This is a genomic window from Arthrobacter sp. UYCu723, assembly GCF_054059215.1.
Map to the genome: position 1 here is coordinate 557014 of NZ_JBSSBW010000001.1, position 18340 is coordinate 575353.

Below are 18340 nucleotides of genomic sequence, written 5' to 3' on the forward strand. Positions count from 1 at the left end.
GTCACGCCCACTCCCCCGGCCGGACAGCACGCGCCCCCACCGTGGAGGGGTGAGGATCGCAATCGTGGCCGAATCATTCCTGCCGCTCATGAACGGCGTTACGCATTCCATTCTGCGGGTCCTGGAGCATCTGCAGGAGCGCGGGGACGAGGTGCTGGTGATCGCACCGTCCACGCAGGACGCTGACGTTCCTGCGGAGGTCTGCGGTGCGCATGTCCATCGGCTGCCCTCGGTGCCGCTGGCTGGCTACGCGAATGTGCGGGTGGCGTTGGGCGGTGTCTATCGGGTCAAGCGAATCCTTGCCGACTACGCGCCGGACGTGGTCCACCTGGCGTCCCCGTTCGTGCTCGGCTGGCGTGCGGCGCAGGCCGCGCACCAGCTCGGCATCCCCAGCGTGGCCATCTACCAGACCGAGGTCCCCAGCTACGCGGCACGTTACGGCGTTCCCTTCCTGGAGAACTGGGCCTGGAACCGGGTGGAGGACATCCACCTGCTGGCCACCCGCACACTGGTCCCCTCGACCTTCGCATTCAACCAGCTCCGCGGCCGTGGCATTCCGCGCGTGGACATGTGGCGCCGCGGCGTCGACACCCGGCGGTTCAGCCCGGACAAGCGCGACGGCGGCTGGCGCGCTTCCGTGGCCCCGGACGGCGAGCGCATCATCGGCTACGTGGGCCGGCTCGCCGTCGAGAAGCAGGTGGAAGACCTCGCGGTGCTGGCCGATATTCCCGGAACGCGGCTGGTGGTTGTGGGCGACGGACCGCAACGGCAGGCCCTGCAGGCGGTTTTGCCGCAGGCGGTGTTCACCGGCTTCCTCGGCGGCGAGGACCTGGCACGCGTCGTGGCCTCCTTCGACCTCTTTGTGCATCCGGGCGAGTTGGAGACCTTCTGCCAGACCATCCAGGAGGCCATGGCCTCGGGCGTGCCGGTGGTCGCCACGGGACGCGGGGGACCGCTGGACCTCGTGGAGAACTCCCGGACCGGCTGGCTCTACGAGCCGGGCGATCTCAAGGCACTGCGGGCGAGGGTGGCGGACCTGATGGGCGACGACGCCAAGCGCCGAGCGTTCGCCGCGGCGGCCCACGCTTCGGTCCAGGGCCGGACCTGGTCCGCCCTGGGCGCCGAGCTTGTCCAGCACTACAAGGCCGTCATTTCCGAAACCGCCGGTGATCGAGCTCATCGAGGTTCCGAACCCACAGCCACTCATTCCACACCCACTTCAGGAGCAACCCTGTGAAAATTTCCGTGATCGGTTGCGGCTACCTTGGTGCCGTGCACGCCGCCACTCTGGCTTCGATGGGACACACTGTGGTGGGGATCGACGTCGACCCTTCCAAGGTGGAGCAGCTCGGCAGGGGTGTTGCCCCCTTCTTCGAGCCCGGGCTGGACGAGCTCCTGCAGCACGGCCGCGCCACCGGGCGGCTCAGCTTCTCCGCGGACATCGCCGACGCGGCCGGCGCGACGCTGCATTTCCTCTGCGTCGGCACGCCGCAGTCCAAGACGTCCGACGGCGCCGACCTCAGCTACCTGGTCACCGGCACCCGGGCGCTGCTCCCGCACCTGCTGCCGGGTGCCGCCGTCGTGGGCAAGTCCACGGTTCCCGTGGGCACAGTAGACATGCTCCGCGGGGTGCTGTCCACGCGGCCGGACGTGCTGCTCGGCTGGAACCCGGAATTCCTGCGCCAGGGCACGGCGGTCAAGGATTCCCTCGTGCCGGACCGGCTCGTCTACGGCGTCCCCGAGGACAACGCCGTCGCCGTCACCGCCGCCCTTGACGCCGCCTACGAGCCCCTGCTGGCAGCCGGAATTCCGCGGCTGGTGTGCAATTTTGCCACGGCGGAACTGATCAAGTCGGCGTCGAACGCGTACCTGGCCACCAAAGTCAGCTTCATCAACGCCATGGCCGAACTCTGCGATGCCTCGGGCGCCGACGTGTCGCAGCTGGCCGCGGCCATGGGCCTGGATCCGCGCATCGGCGGCCGCTACCTGCACGCCGGCCTGGGCTTCGGCGGCGGATGCCTGCCCAAGGACATCCGCTCCCTCCGGGTCCAGGCGTCCGCCCTCGGCGTCGACTCGGTGGACCGCTGGATGGAAACGGTGGACGCCATCAACCGCGACCAGCGCGCCCGTACGGTGGAACTGGCCCGGGAACTCTGCGGCGGCCAGCTCTTCGGCCGGCGGATCACGGTGCTCGGCGCGGCGTTCAAACCGGACACCAACGACATTCGCGATTCCCCGGCCCTCGACGTCGCCCAACAGCTCGCGGACGCCGGAGCGCATGTCACGGTCACGGATCCGGCCGCGAACAACAACGCCTCGCTCCTCTACCCGCAGTTGCGCTTCGAATCCTCCACAAGCCAGGCGCTGGACGGCGCCGAACTGGTGTTGCTGTTGACCGAATGGGCCGAGTACGTCGCGCTCTCGCCGGCAGCCGCCGGCGGCCTGGTACGACGCCGGGTCCTGCTGGACGCCCGCAACGCGCTCGATGCGTCGGTGTGGGAGGCGGAAGGCTGGACCGTCCGCAGCCTCGGGCGGGTACCCGGGCGCGGGGCGGGCAGCAGCGTGGCTGCCGATGCCACCGCCGCAGCCGGGCGCCGGATGGTTGCGGCAAGCTCAGCCACCGCCTGAACCAGAGGCCACCCCACCGCGTGATCACGCCTTGCGGGAACCACTGACAGTGTCCCGACGTGCCGTTGCCCTGAGTCGTTGCGGCGCCGTTGCACTGAGTCGTAGCACTGGGCAGCCGCACGGCACCCCTATGATTTCCTGTGGGGAGGACAGTCAATGGCATATCGGTCTCAAATGCACGCTCGGGCGGCCGCGTGATGGCGTCACGGCGCCCGGACGCGCACGACGCCGCCGAGTTCCTGGGCGCACCCGCGTCTCCCGCGGGGTCCAGCGCCGCCCCTTCTTCCAGGGCCGTCCTCGAATCCAGCCCGGACGCCCTCCTGGTGGTTGCCGCGGACGGCGCCATCCGCATGGTCAACGCGGCCACGGAACGCATGTTCGGCTATTCCCGCGCCGAGTTGGTGGGCCAGGACCACCGCATGCTGCTGGCCGAGGGCTTCCGCAGCGGTTTCCAGCGGCTGTTCTTCGCCCTCCGCCGGGATGCCGACGCCGCCGCCCTCCCGCCGGTCGAGGCCTACGGCCTGCGGCGGGACGGCTCGGAATTCCAGGGCGAAATCGCCTGCTCGCTCGTCGCCCCGGAGGACCACCCGGAGGACCACCCGGAGGGACACCCGGACGCCCCCGCAGACGCAGCCGCGGATGCGGCCGCCGGTGCAGACGCCGTCTGCATGGCCGTCATGGTCCGGGATATCTCGCACCGGCAGGCAGCGGACGCGGGTCTGCGCGCCGCGATGTCGCTGTTGACGGCCACGCTCGAATCCACCGCGGACGGCATCCTCGTGGTCAGCGGCGAGGGGCAGATAGCGGGCGTCAATAACCAGTTCCTGTCCATGTGGGGTATATCCCGGGAGCTGCTGGCAACCCGGGATGATGATGCCGTGCTGGGCTTCGTCATGGACCAGCTCGTGGACCCGGCCCAGTTCATCGAGAAAGTCACCGCGCTCTACGCCGATCCCGCCGCGGAAAGCCATGACGTCCTGGACTTCCGCGACGGCCGGACCTTTGAACGCTACTCCCGGCCGCAGCTCGTGGCGGAGGAGGTGGTGGGGCGGGTCTGGAGTTTTCGTGACGTCACCCCGGCCAGAATCGCGCAGGACCAGATCACCCAGGCCATGGCCGATCTCGCCGAGCAGGCCGCGCTGCTTAAGTCCCTCGCGTTCCAGGACCCGCTGACCGGGCTGTCCAACCGGCAGCTCTTCAATGACCGCCTCGTCAGCGCGCTGCTGGGGCCGCGCGGAACCGCCGTCGACGTCCTGCTGCTTGACCTGGACGACTTCAAGGAAGTCAATGACATCCTGGGCCACCACGCCGGTGACCAGATGCTGATCGAGGTGGGCCGGCGGCTGCGCGCCTGCGTCCGGCCGCACGACGTCGTAGCACGGCTGGGCGGCGACGAATTTGTCGTACTGCTCGTCGGCTCACTCGATCCCGAGGCCGCCGCCGCGCGGATCGTCGAATCCTTGAAGGTGCCGCTGTGGATCGACGGAACCATGCTGCGGCCCAGCCTCAGCCTGGGACTGGCCTCGATCAGCGAGGACGCCGTGGACGCCGTGGACGCCTCCGAGCTGCTGCGTCGCGCGGACGTCGCCATGTACGCGGCGAAGGCCGCAGGCAAGAACCGGTACCTGCGCTTCCGGCCGGAGATGATGACGGCCCTCGTGCGGCGCACCGAGATGGAAGCCGGGCTGCGGCTGGCCGTGGACAGCGGCCAGATCGCCGTGTATTACCAACCAATCCTCTCGGCGGAGCGCGGCGTCGTCGTCAAGGTCGAGGCCTTGGCCCGCTGGGAACGGGACGGCGAAATCGTGCCGCCGCAGCAGTTCATTCCCGCGGCCGAGCGCAGCGGCCTGATCGTCGAGATCGGCACGGAGGTACTGCTGCGCGGCTGCACGGAAATGAAGTCCTGGCTCGCGGAGGATTCCTCGCGGTTCCTGGCCGTCAATGTTTCCGGGGTGCAATTGCAGCACGGCGACTTCGCCGAGCTGGTCCTGGCCGTCACTGAGTCCTGCGGCGTGGATCCGCGGCAGCTGGTCCTGGAGGTCACCGAAAGCGTCTTCTTCGGCGACGACTGCCACGTGATCCGGCAGCTTGTGGCCCTCCGGAAGGCCGGCGTGCGGGTGGCACTGGACGACTTCGGCACCGGCTACTCCTCGCTTGGCCGGCTCCAGGAGCTTCCGGTGGACACCCTGAAGATCGACCAGTCCTTTGTCGCGATGATCCACACCGGCGCAGAGAAGCTTCCCATCCTCACGTCCATGATCAGCATGGCCCACGGACTGGGCCTGACGGTCACGGCGGAGGGCGTGGAGACCGCGGCCCAGGCCGAATACCTGATCAGGCTGGAGTGCGATTCTCTGCAGGGGTTCTTCTTTTCCGGCGCCGAACCGGCGTCCGGGCTGAAGCCTGCCATCAGCCGATCGGCAGAGGCTTTCGCCTCGCTCCGCGGGGACCGGGTGCCCGGAAACCGGTAGACCGCCAGGCGTCCGTCCGGACGCCGCAAGAAAAACCAGGTGCCCCGGTGCTGGACTCGGGGCCCGGAAACCCTATGATCAGTGAAACGCATTGTCCACGGCATCCCTGCGGGCACCCGTCATCATGAGTCCGTCGACATTAGTTCGTCACCAACCATCGCTATGGGAGCCGGTATCGCCGTGGGAACTGGGTTCCAAGAGACCCTGCTTGAGCAGGGTCCAGACGCCTTCTTGCTGCTGACCGCGGACGGAACCATCACGTACGTGAATGCCGCCGCGGAGTGCCTGTTTGGCTACAGCCGCGAACAGCTGCGGGGAGTCCCGCACCATATCCTGCTCTCCGGGGACGGGCGCGGAGGATTCCTGCGGGTCTTTGGCCGGCTCGGCCGTGGAAGCCTGGCCGGAAAGCGGCCGTTCGCGGCGGCAGGCCGCCGTCGGGATGGCACCGAAATCGCCCTGGAGATCACCTGCTCGCTCGTGACGTTCGACGCCGGCACGGCCATGGCGGTCGCGGTCCGGGATGCGCGCCACCGGCTGGACACCGATTCCGGCCGGCGTCTTGCCGTCTCGCTGCTGGACGCCACGCTGGAAACCACCGCCGACGGGATTGTGGTGGTGTCCTGTGAAGGGCAGATCACCGGGATCAATGACCAGTGCCTCAAGCTGTGGGGCATGCCGGCGGAGCTGGTGGCGGCCGAGGACCCGCTGGCCCTGGTCTCGTTCATCGCCGATCAGCTGGTCCACCCGGAGTACTTCCTGCAGAAAGTCTCGGCGCTCCATGCGGACCCGCTCATGCAGAGCCAGGACGTGCTGGAGTTCAAGGACGGCCGTACCGTGGAGCTCTACTCGCGTCCGCAGAGGGTCGCGGACGCGGTCGTCGGCCGGATCTGGAACTTCCGGGACATCAGCTCGCGGCAGCGCGCCCAGGACCAAGCCCGGCGCGCGATGGAGGAACTCGCCGAGCAGGCGGACAAGCTCAAGGAGCTGGCCTTCCAGGATCCGCTGACCGGCCTGGCCAACCGGATACTGTTCAACGAACGGGCCGCGGCGGCACTGCTGACGCCGGAACCGGTGCACGTGCTGCTGCTGGACCTGGACGATTTCAAGGAAATCAATGATGTGCTGGGCCACCACGCCGGCGACGAGATGCTGGTGGAGATCGCCCGGCGGCTGCAGAACTGTGTGGGTCCGCACGGAACCGTCGCACGGCTGGGCGGCGACGAGTTCGTGGTCCTGCTGGTCGGCTGCCGGGACGCCGACGCCGTCGCGCAGCGCGTCGTGAGTCAGCTGAACGCCCCGGTGTCCATCGAGGGCACACTGATGCGGCCGGCCCTGAGCCTGGGCGTGGCCTCGAGGAACGACGACGCAATGACATCCTCGGAGCTGCTCCGGCAGGCGGACCTGGCGATGTACGCGGCCAAGGAAGCCGGCAAGAACTGCTACGTGCACTTCCGGCCGGAGATGCTCGAGGCGCTCCTGGAGCGCACCCAGCTGACCGCCGGCCTGCGCCGGGCAGTGGAACTCGGGCAGATCACCGTGCACTACCAGCCCGTCATCTCCACCGACCGGCTCGAGGTGGTGCAGTTCGAGGCGCTGGCCCGCTGGGAGCGGGGCGGGCAGCTGATGGCCCCGGACGAGTTCATCCAGACGGCGGAACGCAGCGGCCTGATCAGGGACATCGGCGCCGAGGTGCTGCGGCGCAGCTGCAGCGAACTGCAGCCGTGGCTGGCGGAGGACTCCTTCCGGACCCTCGCCGTGAACGTCTCCGGCGTGCAGCTGCAGCACCGAGATTTCGCGGAACGGGCGTTGGACATTGCGGCCTGGAGCGGCGTGGATCCGCACCAGCTGGTGCTGGAAGTGACGGAGAGCGTATTTTTCGACGCCGACACCCACGTCATCGCCCAGCTCTCCAGCCTGCGCGCGGCCGGCATCCGGGTGGCGCTGGACGACTTCGGCACCGGCTACTCCTCCCTGGGCCGGCTGCAGGAGCTCCCGGTGGACGTCGTCAAGATCGACAAGTCTTTTGTGTCCATGCTGCAGACCGGGGTGGAGAAGCTTCCCATCCTGACCTCGATGATCCACATGGCCCGGAGCCTGGGGCTCAAGGTCACGGCGGAGGACATCGAGACGCCGGCGCAGGCGCGGTACCTGATGGACCACGGATGCGACGCCCTGCAGGGCTTCCTGTTCTCCCGCCCGGTGCCTGAATCCCAGCGGCAACTCGCGGTACGGAACTCCGTTGCGGCCATCGCGGCACTCGAGGGCGTCCCGCTCCCCCTGGTAGCGAACCCCAGGTAGCGAACCCCGGATAGCGTGGCAGCGGGCTCCACCACATATGATTCAGGAAGCGCAGCCCCACCGTGTTCCCGCCCGGTGCCTGCAACCGCATCCGTCACTTGGGGGCAGGCAACATCTTGGAATCTGGATTCGCACATATACTGCTGGAGCACACTCCGGATGCGCTGCTGCTCCTTGCTCCGGACGGATCCATTTCGTTCCTGAATGCTGCCGCGGAGGAGCTCTTCGGCTACCCCCGCGCCCAGCTGCTGGGAGCCGATTCCAGCCTGCTGCTGGCCGAGGCCTCGCGGGAGGATTTCCACGGCGTGCTCGCCGGCCTGGGCGTCACCGGGCGCCGCTCCCGAGAGCCGTTCGCCGGCTCCGGCCGCCGCGCGGACGGGACCGAGCTCCCGGTCGAAATCACCTGTTCCCTGCTCCCCCTCGAGACCACTGCAGGGACCACTGCCGAGACCACCGGCGGGGCAATCGCCCAAAACACCGGCTCTGATTCCAATGGCGCCGGGGCGCAGCCCGCGCGGTCTGTTGCGCTGTCGGTCCGCGGCGCCGGCCACCGCACGGTTGCTGCGTCATCCGACAAGCGCCAGGGCTACGCCGCCGCTGCGGCAGATGCCGCGACGCAACGCCGTCGTACTGCTGCTGCTTCACCGGCGGTTCCCGCGGCGGTTGCCGAGCACGATGACCAGCTCAAGGCCGGAGTGTTGCGGGATCCATTGACCGCGCTGCCCAACGGGACCCTGTTCAACGAGCGCCTGGCCGCCGCGATGCGCCGCCCGGACCCCGTGGACGTGCTGCTGCTGAACCTCGATGACTTGAAGAGCCTCAACGGCATGCTGGGCCGTTCGTCCGCGGATGAGCTCCTCGTGGAGGTGGCAAGCCGGCTGCGCAACTGCGTCCGGCCGCACGACACCGTGGCCCGGCTCGGCGGCGAGGAGTTCGTGGTGCTGCTGACCGAATGCCTCAACGCTGACGCGGTGGCCGCGCGGATTGCCGAGTCCCTGCTTGAGCCGCTGCGCGTGGGCGGTTCCAGGGTGCGGCCAGGCTTGAGCATGGGCCTTGCGTCCAAGACGCCACACACGCAAGACGGCGCGGAGCTGCTGCGGCAGGCCGAAACGGCAATGACGGCGGCAAAGACAGGCGGCCAGCACAGCTGGCTCAGGTTCCGGCCGGAGATGCTGACCACGGCGGCACACCGGGCCGACGGCGGAAAGGGGCTCCGGCGGGCCGTCGAGCTGGGCCAGATCTCGGTCCACTACCAGCCGGTGGTCTCCCCCGGGCTTGGTGCCGTGGTGCAGTTCGAGGCGTTTGCGCGCTGGGAACGGCGCGGCGTCGTGATTCCGCCCAACCAGTTCCTGCCGGTGGCGGAGCAGAGCGGCCTGATCCGGGAGATCGGCGACGAGGTCCTGCGCCGTGCCTGCGCCGAGATCCGCCCCTGGCTGGCCGGCGATGCCGCGTACAGCGTCGCCGTGAACGTCTCCGGCCTGCAGTTCCGGAACCGGGATTTCGGCACGGATGTGCTCGCCATTGTGCGGTCCACCGGCGTGGATCCGCGCCAGCTGATGCTGGAACTGACGGAGAGCGTGTTCTTCGACGCCGATTCGGATGTGCTGCGGCAGCTTCGGCAGCTCCGGGAGGCCGGCGTGCAGATCGCGATGGACGACTTCGGCACCGGCTATTCGTCGCTGGGCCGGCTCAAGGAACTGCCGCTGGACAAGGTCAAGATCGACCGTTCCTTCGTGGCGATGATCAAGACCGGCCAGGAGCAGCTGCCCTTCTTCAACACCATGGTCAACGCCGCCCATGCCCTGGGCCTGCACGTCACGGCCGAGGGCATCGAAACCCCGGCGCAGGCCAAGTACCTGATGGACCGCGGCTGCGACTTCCTGCAGGGCTATCTCTTCGCCAAGCCGGCCCCGGCCAGCGAACTGGCCGGGACCATGGAAAGCGCGCTGACCGCGATCGACAAGGTCGACGCCGCGCGCTGAGTCCGGTGGTTAGGCCGTTTAGGCCCGGTGATCGAGCTTGTCGAGATCCTGGGCCAGCCCCGGGATCCCGAATTTGCAAAGATCCCGGCCAAGACTCAGCGCTTTTCGCAGGCAATGCCGTCGTTGTCGCGGTCCAGATCGTACTCGCCGGCGTGACGGTTCGCACCGCCGTCGTTGTAGCTGTACACAGTGTTATTCACGCGGAAGGTTGTGACGGGCTTTCCGGACGTCTTATCCCGTGCACCGCTCTTGCCGACACCATGCGGATAAACCTTGTTGAGCTCGGTGCAATTCTTGTACGACCTCGGCGAGGGCGCAGCGTTTGCCGGCACCGCCGAAACAGTCAAAAGAAGGGCTGCCGCGGCCAGAGAAACAACGAACAATTTCTTCACGCGCATATAAAAAAGACTCCCCCATTAGAATGCCAAGGCCGCTTGTCGGCGAGGGCTAAGGGAATGCTATCTCACTGTTTACCGAATCCGGCTCCGCCGACGGAAACTACGCCCGGTGATCGAGCTTGTCGAGATCCTGTGCCAGCATCGCCTCGCTGCGCTCCCAGAGCTGGCGCGCCAGCTCGGCGTCGTACGCATGCCTGTTGGCCTTCGCCAGCGCCCGTTTGGCGTAGTAGGCACCCGAGATCCAGTCGTGCCGCGGCATCGCGGTGGCGAGCCATACCAGCGTGTCTGCGCCCTGCTCCGGGCTCAGCAGGAACCGGTTCAGGAAGGTCTTGTACGCGTGCCGCATGGGACTCGTGGACTCGGCCGCAAAGTTGGTGGCGACGACGCCGGGGTGGAAGGCTGCCGTCGTGATGCCCTCGGCGCCGAAGCGGTGATTCAGCTCGGTGGTGAAGAGGATGTTCGCGAGCTTGCCGGTGCCGTAGGCGCGGTTGGTGGAGTAGTTCTGCGCGGAGTCAAGGTCCTCGAGATCCAGCCTGCCGAAGCCGTTGGCGGCGCTGGAGGTGTTGATGACAGTGGCGTTGCTGGCGGTGAGCACGTCCATCAGCTCGGTGGTCAGCAGGAACGGTGCCAAGTGGTTGATCTGGAACGTCTTCTCGTGCCCGTCCACGGTGAGCTCGCGCCGGCCCATTATCCCGCCGGCGTTGTTGGCGAGGACGTCGATCCGCGGGTACTTGTCCTTCAGCTGCTCGGCGAGCCGTCGCACCTGTGCCAACTCCGCGAAGTCGGCGACGTAATGGTCCGCCCCGATCTCCTTCGCGACCTTCGCGGTCTTCTCCGCGGAACGCCCGACGACGACCACCTGCTCGCCCTGTTTGCTGAGGGTCCGCGCCGCGGACGCGCCGATGCCGTCGCTGGCTCCGGTGATGACAATGGTCCGTGCGGTCATGAAATGTCCTTCGAATGGCGGAGGGTGGCGCTCATACAACGGCCCCCGGCCGGGTAATGTTCCCCGGCCGGGGGCGTGACCCCGGTATTGACCTGAATTCCTGGGCGGCTAATGATGCAGCGGGCTAAATACGCAGCCGTTAAATACGAACCCGCTAGATACGCAGCGGCGACCGGAAACTCAGCGCCGTGCCGGCATTGAGCAATCTAAAACCGATGCCCAGCATCTCTTCGGTTGTCCGCAGTAGCGAGTAGTGGCTATAGGAACCCTGGATAACCGTGCCCGGCACCACGGACGGAGCCACCACGAAATTGGGCACCGGGGTATCTTCGTCGAAAAGCACGAATATCGCGGTTTTCCCCGCTTGATAACTTTGGCTGGCCAGGATGACCGGCAACCACTGGGAAAGCCAGGCGTCACCCGTCGCAATGCTGCAGTCGTGCATGTCATTGCAGACATTCGGCACGATGAAGGAGAAATTCGGCAGCGTGTTGTTGGCCAGGTCCCGTGCAAAGTTTCCCGAGGCCGGAGTTCCCATCGGCACGTTGTTGGTGGCGCAGGCTGCTCTGTCTCCTGGCCCCTGGTAATAAACTTCCGGGTTGTGCCGCTCCGCATACAGGCCCGACGCGCTCAGCCGGCAATTCGAGGGCATGTCTTCCAGATAGCTCTTCTGCGACTGGCCCGATGCTCTCACCTGGCGGAATATGTTGTCGGCCGTAATCGGCGGCAGACCGCTCGGGCTCGAATCGGACGTGACGCCCTGTGTGCTCCCGGACGTCATGGCCAGATAGCTCGGCAGCGATGGCAAGCCAGCCCCGGCATCGCTCCACGTGGACACTGAGCCGCACTGCCTGGCAGTTTGCGTCATGTACGGCGCGTTGGCGCTCCCGATGACCTGCGAGTAGGTCTTGTTCTCGAAGAGAATCCAGATGACATGGTCGTATTTAGCCGGCGGCGTCGAGGTCTTGCCGCAGGGGTTCGGTGGCGGTGGCGGTGGCGGAGGCGGGGGCGGAGGCGGAGGTGGTGGCGGCGTGGCGTTCGTGGTGATCGTCAATCGAGGCCGCTGGGTGGCGACCGAAGCCTCCTTGGAGCTGTAGATGACACCGTCGGAGGAGGTGCTGCTGATGCGGAATGAGTACGTCCCGTCACGCTTGATCACGCTGAAGAGATCAAACTCCACAAACGTGTTGTCGCCAACGGCGCCGCGCGAGGCCACTACTGGCGATTCCGCGACGGGCGCGTTGTTGAATGTGATCGTGTTTTCACTCCAGGAGTTGTTAAGGACCCGTCGGAATTGGCCGCCCGAGTTGGATGGATCCGTAGCGAATAGCCTGAGCTTTGCGCCGGTCACGGTGCTGCCCGCGGTGCCAGTTACCGTGAACTTGAGATAGATCATCTCGACCGGCGAATTATCAGCTTTAAGGCCTGTTGCCGTCCGGAAGTTGGTGGTGGGACTGTCACGCTTCACTACGGCATCCGCCGAAGCGGAAAAGGTCAACGTGGCGGCCTCCGCGGGGCCCGCAATGAGGGAAACTGTGGAGGCCACGAGGAAAAAGACTGATGCCACGGATATCCAGCGGCGCCGCCATGAGGTGCGGTTCAGCCGGTGTCTCTTGATGCTGATCTTCCCTGGGGCGACGTCAGATTCAAGGCTCATCGTGGGGCTCCTAGGTAGGTCCACGCACCCTAAGCCCTGATGGGCGGGTAGGAGTTCCAAACCCTAGCCTGCGAAAAAGAGCCTCACAATGCTCATGCCCAAAATAGATGGCCAATTAAAGGTATTCTCAAGGTGCCTATCCACCTTTCGCGTGTGCCAGAACTGCTCACCTGATTCATCAGCGGTTTTGGGGGTTAAATGCGGGAGAGCCTCCAGAGACGTGTCTGGAGGCTCTCGACCGTGTTTAATGGTTGTCCGGCGGTGACCTACTCTCCCACACCCTCCCGGGTGCAGTACCATCGGCGCTGTGGGTCTTAGCTTCCGGGTTCGGAATGGGACCGGGCGTTTCCCCCACGCTATGACCGCCGTAACCCTTGCTCCGCACCGTCCATGCCTGGGCGTGGGGGTGGGAAATCTGTGGTTACAACATGCTGACTGCGATGGATCGCAGTTGTGGTGTTGTTATTCAGTTGTCGGTTCCTGGGACAACATGCCGTGTGAACGGGTTTGTTGTCTGGGAACCACATAGTGGACGCAAGCAGTCTTGTTTCTTTGTACCCTCCCCATGGTGTGAACGTCTTTTGAATCCGTTCACGAAGAGAGTGTGTGGTGTAAGTTATCGGCCTATTAGTACCGGTCAGCTTCACGAGTCGTTAGTCCTCGCTTCCACATCCGGCCTATCAACCCAGTGGTCTGGCTGGGGGCCTCTCACACACAAGGTGTATGGAAATCTCATCTCGAAGCGAGCTTCCCGCTTAGATGCTTTCAGCGGTTATCCCATCCGAACGTAGCTAATCAGCGGTGCACTTGGCAGTACAACTGACACACCAGAGGTTCGTCCGTCCCGGTCCTCTCGTACTAAGGACAGCCCTTCTCAAATTTCCTGCGCGCGCAGCGGATAGGGACCGAACTGTCTCACGACGTTCTAAACCCAGCTCGCGTACCGCTTTAATGGGCGAACAGCCCAACCCTTGGGACCTACTCCAGCCCCAGGATGCGACGAGCCGACATCGAGGTGCCAAACCATGCCGTCGATATGGACTCTTGGGCAAGATCAGCCTGTTATCCCCGAGGTACCTTTTATCCGTTGAGCGACGGCCATTCCACAATGTACCGCCGGATCACTAGTCCCGACTTTCGTCCCTGCTCGAGATGTCTCTCTCACAGTCAAGCTCCCTTGTGCACTTACACTCGACACCTGATTGCCAACCAGGCTGAGGGAACCTTTGGGCGCCTCCGTTACTTTTTAGGAGGCAACCGCCCCAGTTAAACTACCCATCAGGCACTGTCCCTGACCCGGATTACGGGCCGAAGTTAGATGTCCAAAGTGACCAGAGTGGTATTTCAACGATGACTCCACCCGGACTGGCGTCCGGGCTTCAACGTCTCCCACCTATCCTACACAAGCCACTCCGAACACCAATACCAAACTATAGTAAAGGTCTCGGGGTCTTTCCGTCCTGCTGCGCGTAACGAGCATCTTTACTCGTACTGCAATTTCGCCGAGTTTATGGTTGAGACAGCGGGGAAGTCGTTACTCCATTCGTGCAGGTCGGAACTTACCCGACAAGGAATTTCGCTACCTTAGGATGGTTATAGTTACCACCGCCGTTTACTGGGGCTTGAATTCTCAGCTTCGCCTTGCGGCTAACCGGTCCTCTTAACCTTCCAGCACCGGGCAGGAGTCAGTCCGTATACATCGTCTTGCGACTTCGCACGGACCTGTGTTTTTAGTAAACAGTCGCTTCCCCCTGGTCTCTGCGGCCCCTGCACGCTCCGGACAGCTAGTGTCCATCACGATGGGGGCCCCCCTTCTCCCGAAGTTACGGGGGCATTTTGCCGAGTTCCTTAACCATAATTCTCTCGATCGCCTTAGTATTCTCTACCTGATCACCTGTGTCGGTTTGGGGTACGGGCGGCTGGAACCTCGCGTCGATGCTTTTCTCGGCAGCATAGGATCACCGAATCCCCCCGTGAGGGGGTCCCATCAGATCTCAGGCATCATGAACGGCGGATTTGCCTACCGTTCGCCCTACCTCCTTAGACCGGGACAACCATCGCCCGGCTCGGCTACCTTCCTGCGTCACACCTGTTAATACGCTTGCCTCCCGGGATCAGGTCCCGCGCTCCACCAAAACCCTCCCGCCCCGAAGGGCGGTCAGGCAGGTTTCGGGCGGTTAGTGTCCCCCGTTCAGCATGGGCGGTTCTTCGCCGGTACGGGAATATCAACCCGTTGTCCATCGACTACGCCTGTCGGCCTCGCCTTAGGTCCCGACTTACCCAGGGCAGATTAGCTTGACCCTGGAACCCTTGATCATTCGGCGGACGGGTTTCTCACCCGTCTTTCGCTACTCATGCCTGCATTCTCACTCGTGTAGGCTCCACCGCTGGTTTACACCGCGACTTCACTGCCCACACGACGCTCCCCTACCACTCCAGACGCCTGAACCAACCCCACGAGGGGGCGGCTTGGCTATCATCTGAAATCCACAACTTCGGCGGTGTACTTGAGCCCCGCTACATTGTCGGCGCGGAATCACTTGACCAGTGAGCTATTACGCACTCTTTTAAGGATGGCTGCTTCTAAGCCAACCTCCTGGTTGTCTTCGCAACTCCACATCCTTTCCCACTTAGCACACGCTTAGGGGCCTTAGTTGGTGGTCTGGGCTGTTTCCCTCTCGACTATGAAGCTTATCCCCCACAGTCTCACTGCTGCGCTCTCACTTACCGGCATTCGGAGTTTGGCTGACGTCAGTAACCTTGTAGGGCCCATTAGCCATCCAGTAGCTCTACCTCCGGTAAGAAACACGCAACGCTGCACCTAAATGCATTTCGGGGAGAACCAGCTATCACGAAGTTTGATTGGCCTTTCACCCCTACCCACAGCTCATCCCCTCCATTTTCAACTGAAGTGGGTTCGGTCCTCCACGACGTCTTACCGTCGCTTCAACCTGGCCATGGGTAGATCACTTCGCTTCGGGTCTAGATCACGCCACTGCAACGCCCTGTTCAGACTCGCTTTCGCTACGGCTTCCCCACACGGGTTAACCTCGCGACGTAACACTAACTCGCAGGCTCATTCTTCAAAAGGCACGCCGTCACCAGAATCAGACTGGCTCCGACGGATTGTAAGCACACGGTTTCAGGTACTGTTTCACTCCCCTCCCGGGGTACTTTTCACCTTTCCCTCACGGTACTGGTCCGCTATCGGTCATTAGGGAGTATTTAGGCTTATCAGGTGGTCCTGACAGATTCACACGGGATTTCTCGGGCCCCGTGCTACTTGGGATACTTCACCAGGCGGTACACAACATTTCGGTTACGGGGCTCACACCCTCTCTGGCCGGCCTTTCAAGACCGTTCACCTATGCCTGTACTACTCACCCCACTGTCCCGGCAGAGACAGAACGGGAAGTCCCACAACCCCGACCATGCAACGCCCGCCGGCTATCACACATGGAACGGTTTAGCCTGATCCGCGTTCGCTCGCCACTACTGACGGAATCACTATTGTTTTCTCTTCCTGCGGGTACTGAGATGTTTCACTTCCCCGCGTTCCCCCCACACACCCTATGTGTTCAGATGCGGGTCACCGGGCAGCTCGCGCCCCCGGCGGGGTTTCCCCATTCGGACACCCTGGGATCACAGTCCGGTTATCGACTCCCCCAGGCTTATCGCAGATTCCTACGTCCTTCTTCGGCTCCTAATGCCAAGGCATCCACCGTGTGCTCTTAAAAACTTGACCACAAAAGATCAAAAAACTAATTCACGAGAGAACCATGAAAACCATCACTCCACCTAAGAAAGGCAGAACAACAGATCCAGGTTCATATTCTTGGAAATTGCTTCTTATAAAAGATGCTCGCGTCCACTATGTAGTTCTCAAACAACAACCCCGTACCACACACCCCACACGAACCCCCGCAAAAGGGGCACAACCGTATGATCGGTGCAGCCAGGAAACCAGAAACAAACAAGTCCCACACCCCGCACCCACCCCCGTAAGGGCAGCCGCAGGCCATGGTCCTGTTGCCTCAGGACCCAACAGTGTGCCAAACACTAAACCGCATGCAACCCGCCCCCGCACCGTTCCAGGAACCCCTCAAGAGAGGATCCGTACTGGGTAAGGAGAAGAACACGCGGCCGCTATCTGCTGATATTCCACCCGTGAGCACCCGCCGCAGAACTAGCGTCTGCGCAACGGGCGTACTCCTGACAAACCCCACACCCCGCATACACGGAGGCGGAACGTTTGTAGGTGCTCCTTAGAAAGGAGGTGATCCAGCCGCACCTTCCGGTACGGCTACCTTGTTACGACTTAGTCCCAATCGCCAGTCCCACCTTCGACAGCTCCCTCCCACAAGGGGTTAGGCCACCGGCTTCGGGTGTTACCAACTTTCGTGACTTGACGGGCGGTGTGTACAAGGCCCGGGAACGTATTCACCGCAGCGTTGCTGATCTGCGATTACTAGCGACTCCGACTTCATGGGGTCGAGTTGCAGACCCCAATCCGAACTGAGACCGGCTTTTTGGGATTAGCTCCACCTCACAGTATCGCAACCCTTTGTACCGGCCATTGTAGCATGCGTGAAGCCCAAGACATAAGGGGCATGATGATTTGACGTCGTCCCCACCTTCCTCCGAGTTGACCCCGGCAGTCTCCTATGAGTCCCCGCCATCACGCGCTGGCAACATAGAACGAGGGTTGCGCTCGTTGCGGGACTTAACCCAACATCTCACGACACGAGCTGACGACAACCATGCACCACCTGTAAACCGACCGCAAGCGGGGCACCTGTTTCCAGGCGTTTCCGGTTCATGTCAAGCCTTGGTAAGGTTCTTCGCGTTGCATCGAATTAATCCGCATGCTCCGCCGCTTGTGCGGGCCCCCGTCAATTCCTTTGAGTTTTAGCCTTGCGGCCGTACTCCCCAGGCGGGGCACTTAATGCGTTAGCTACGGCGCGGAAAACGTGGAATGTCCCCCACACCTAGTGCCCAACGTTTACGGCATGGACTACCAGGGTATCTAATCCTGTTCGCTCCCCATGCTTTCGCTCCTCAGCGTCAGTTAATGCCCAGAGACCTGCCTTCGCCATCGGTGTTCCTCCTGATATCTGCGCATTTCACCGCTACACCAGGAATTCCAGTCTCCCCTACATCACTCTAGTCTGCCCGTACCCACCGCAGATCCGGAGTTGAGCCCCGGACTTTCACGGCAGACGCGACAAACCGCCTACGAGCTCTTTACGCCCAATAATTCCGGATAACGCTTGCGCCCTACGTATTACCGCGGCTGCTGGCACGTAGTTAGCCGGCGCTTCTTCTGCAGGTACCGTCACTTTCGCTTCTTCCCTACTGAAAGAGGTTTACAACCCGAAGGCCGTCATCCCTCACGCGGCGTCGCTGCATCAGGCTTGCGCCCATTGTGCAATATTCCCCACTGCTGCCTCCCGTAGGAGTCTGGGCCGTGTCTCAGTCCCAGTGTGGCCGGTCACCCTCTCAGGCCGGCTACCCGTCGTCGCCTTGGTGAGCCATTACCTCACCAACAAGCTGATAGGCCGCGAGTCCATCCAAAACCACAATAAAGCTTTCCACCCCCCACCATGCGATGAGGAGTCATATCCGGTATTAGACCCAGTTTCCCAGGCTTATCCCAGAGTTAAGGGCAGGTTACTCACGTGTTACTCACCCGTTCGCCACTAATCACCGGTGCAAGCACCGGGTCATCGTTCGACTTGCATGTGTTAAGCACGCCGCCAGCGTTCATCCTGAGCCAGGATCAAACTCTCCGTTGAAGTAAAACAAAAACAGACACAACCAACACCCCCGGGAAAACGGGACGCGAAGGCTGCACAAAATTTGAAACCAGCCAAAAACACCAGACCACACCACGGGGTGGCGGGATCCGGCAAATTCAACCAATCCATATAAACAAATTGGTATCAACAAACTTGGCACAC

Annotated in this window: 8 protein-coding genes and 3 rRNA genes; 5 read left to right on the forward strand and 6 right to left on the reverse strand. The window is 63.4% G+C overall.

Annotated elements, in window-relative coordinates:
* Window positions 1-49 precede the first annotated feature (49 nt).
* From ACVWZ8_RS02490 to ACVWZ8_RS02510, 5 genes are all read left to right on the forward strand, one after another.
* On the forward strand, window positions 50-1237 hold the full coding sequence (locus ACVWZ8_RS02490) for a glycosyltransferase family 4 protein (RefSeq protein WP_456503674.1): 1188 nt from the start codon (window positions 50-52) through the stop codon (window positions 1235-1237).
* Complete coding sequence (locus ACVWZ8_RS02495; RefSeq protein ID WP_456503675.1) at window positions 1234-2628, forward strand: UDP-glucose dehydrogenase family protein; 1395 nt, start codon at window positions 1234-1236, stop codon at window positions 2626-2628. Before ACVWZ8_RS02490 ends, ACVWZ8_RS02495 begins: the two co-directional genes overlap by 4 nt.
* 197 nt (window positions 2629-2825) lie before the next feature.
* Window positions 2826-5099 carry an EAL domain-containing protein gene (locus ACVWZ8_RS02500; RefSeq protein WP_456505897.1) on the forward strand — a complete coding sequence of 758 codons (2274 nt, stop codon included), beginning with the start codon at window positions 2826-2828 and terminating at the stop codon, window positions 5097-5099.
* Between the two features lie 180 nt (window positions 5100-5279).
* Window positions 5280-7397 carry a putative bifunctional diguanylate cyclase/phosphodiesterase gene (locus tag ACVWZ8_RS02505; protein ID WP_456503676.1) on the forward strand — a complete coding sequence of 706 codons (2118 nt, stop codon included), beginning with the start codon at window positions 5280-5282 and terminating at the stop codon, window positions 7395-7397.
* A gap of 116 nt (window positions 7398-7513) precedes the next feature.
* Window positions 7514-9379 carry a putative bifunctional diguanylate cyclase/phosphodiesterase gene (locus tag ACVWZ8_RS02510; RefSeq protein WP_456503677.1) on the forward strand — a complete coding sequence of 622 codons (1866 nt, stop codon included), beginning with the start codon at window positions 7514-7516 and terminating at the stop codon, window positions 9377-9379.
* 95 nt (window positions 9380-9474) lie between these two features.
* Here ACVWZ8_RS02510 and ACVWZ8_RS02515 read toward each other — a convergent pair whose 3' ends face one another.
* The 6 genes from ACVWZ8_RS02515 to ACVWZ8_RS02540 form a co-directional block, all read right to left on the reverse strand.
* Window positions 9475-9777, reverse strand: a complete 303-nt coding sequence (locus ACVWZ8_RS02515; protein WP_456503678.1) for an excalibur calcium-binding domain-containing protein — start codon at window positions 9775-9777, stop codon at window positions 9475-9477.
* 100 nt (window positions 9778-9877) lie between these two features.
* The gene (locus ACVWZ8_RS02520) at window positions 9878-10723 is read right to left on the reverse strand and encodes an SDR family NAD(P)-dependent oxidoreductase (protein ID WP_456503679.1); all 846 of its coding nucleotides are present in this window, start codon (window positions 10721-10723) and stop codon (window positions 9878-9880) included.
* A 154-nt stretch (window positions 10724-10877) separates the two neighbouring features.
* Entirely contained in the window at window positions 10878-12380 is a 1503-nt protein-coding gene (locus tag ACVWZ8_RS02525) for a CBM96 family carbohydrate-binding protein (RefSeq protein ID WP_456503680.1), read from the reverse strand.
* Between the two features lie 253 nt (window positions 12381-12633).
* A 5S ribosomal RNA gene (gene rrf / locus ACVWZ8_RS02530) occupies window positions 12634-12750 on the reverse strand.
* A gap of 236 nt (window positions 12751-12986) precedes the next feature.
* Window positions 12987-16125 (reverse strand): 23S ribosomal RNA (locus tag ACVWZ8_RS02535).
* 524 nt (window positions 16126-16649) lie between these two features.
* Window positions 16650-18175, reverse strand: a 16S ribosomal RNA gene (locus ACVWZ8_RS02540).
* The 16S, 23S and 5S rRNA genes sit together here, the layout of an rRNA operon.
* Between the last annotated feature and the right edge of the window lie 165 nt (window positions 18176-18340).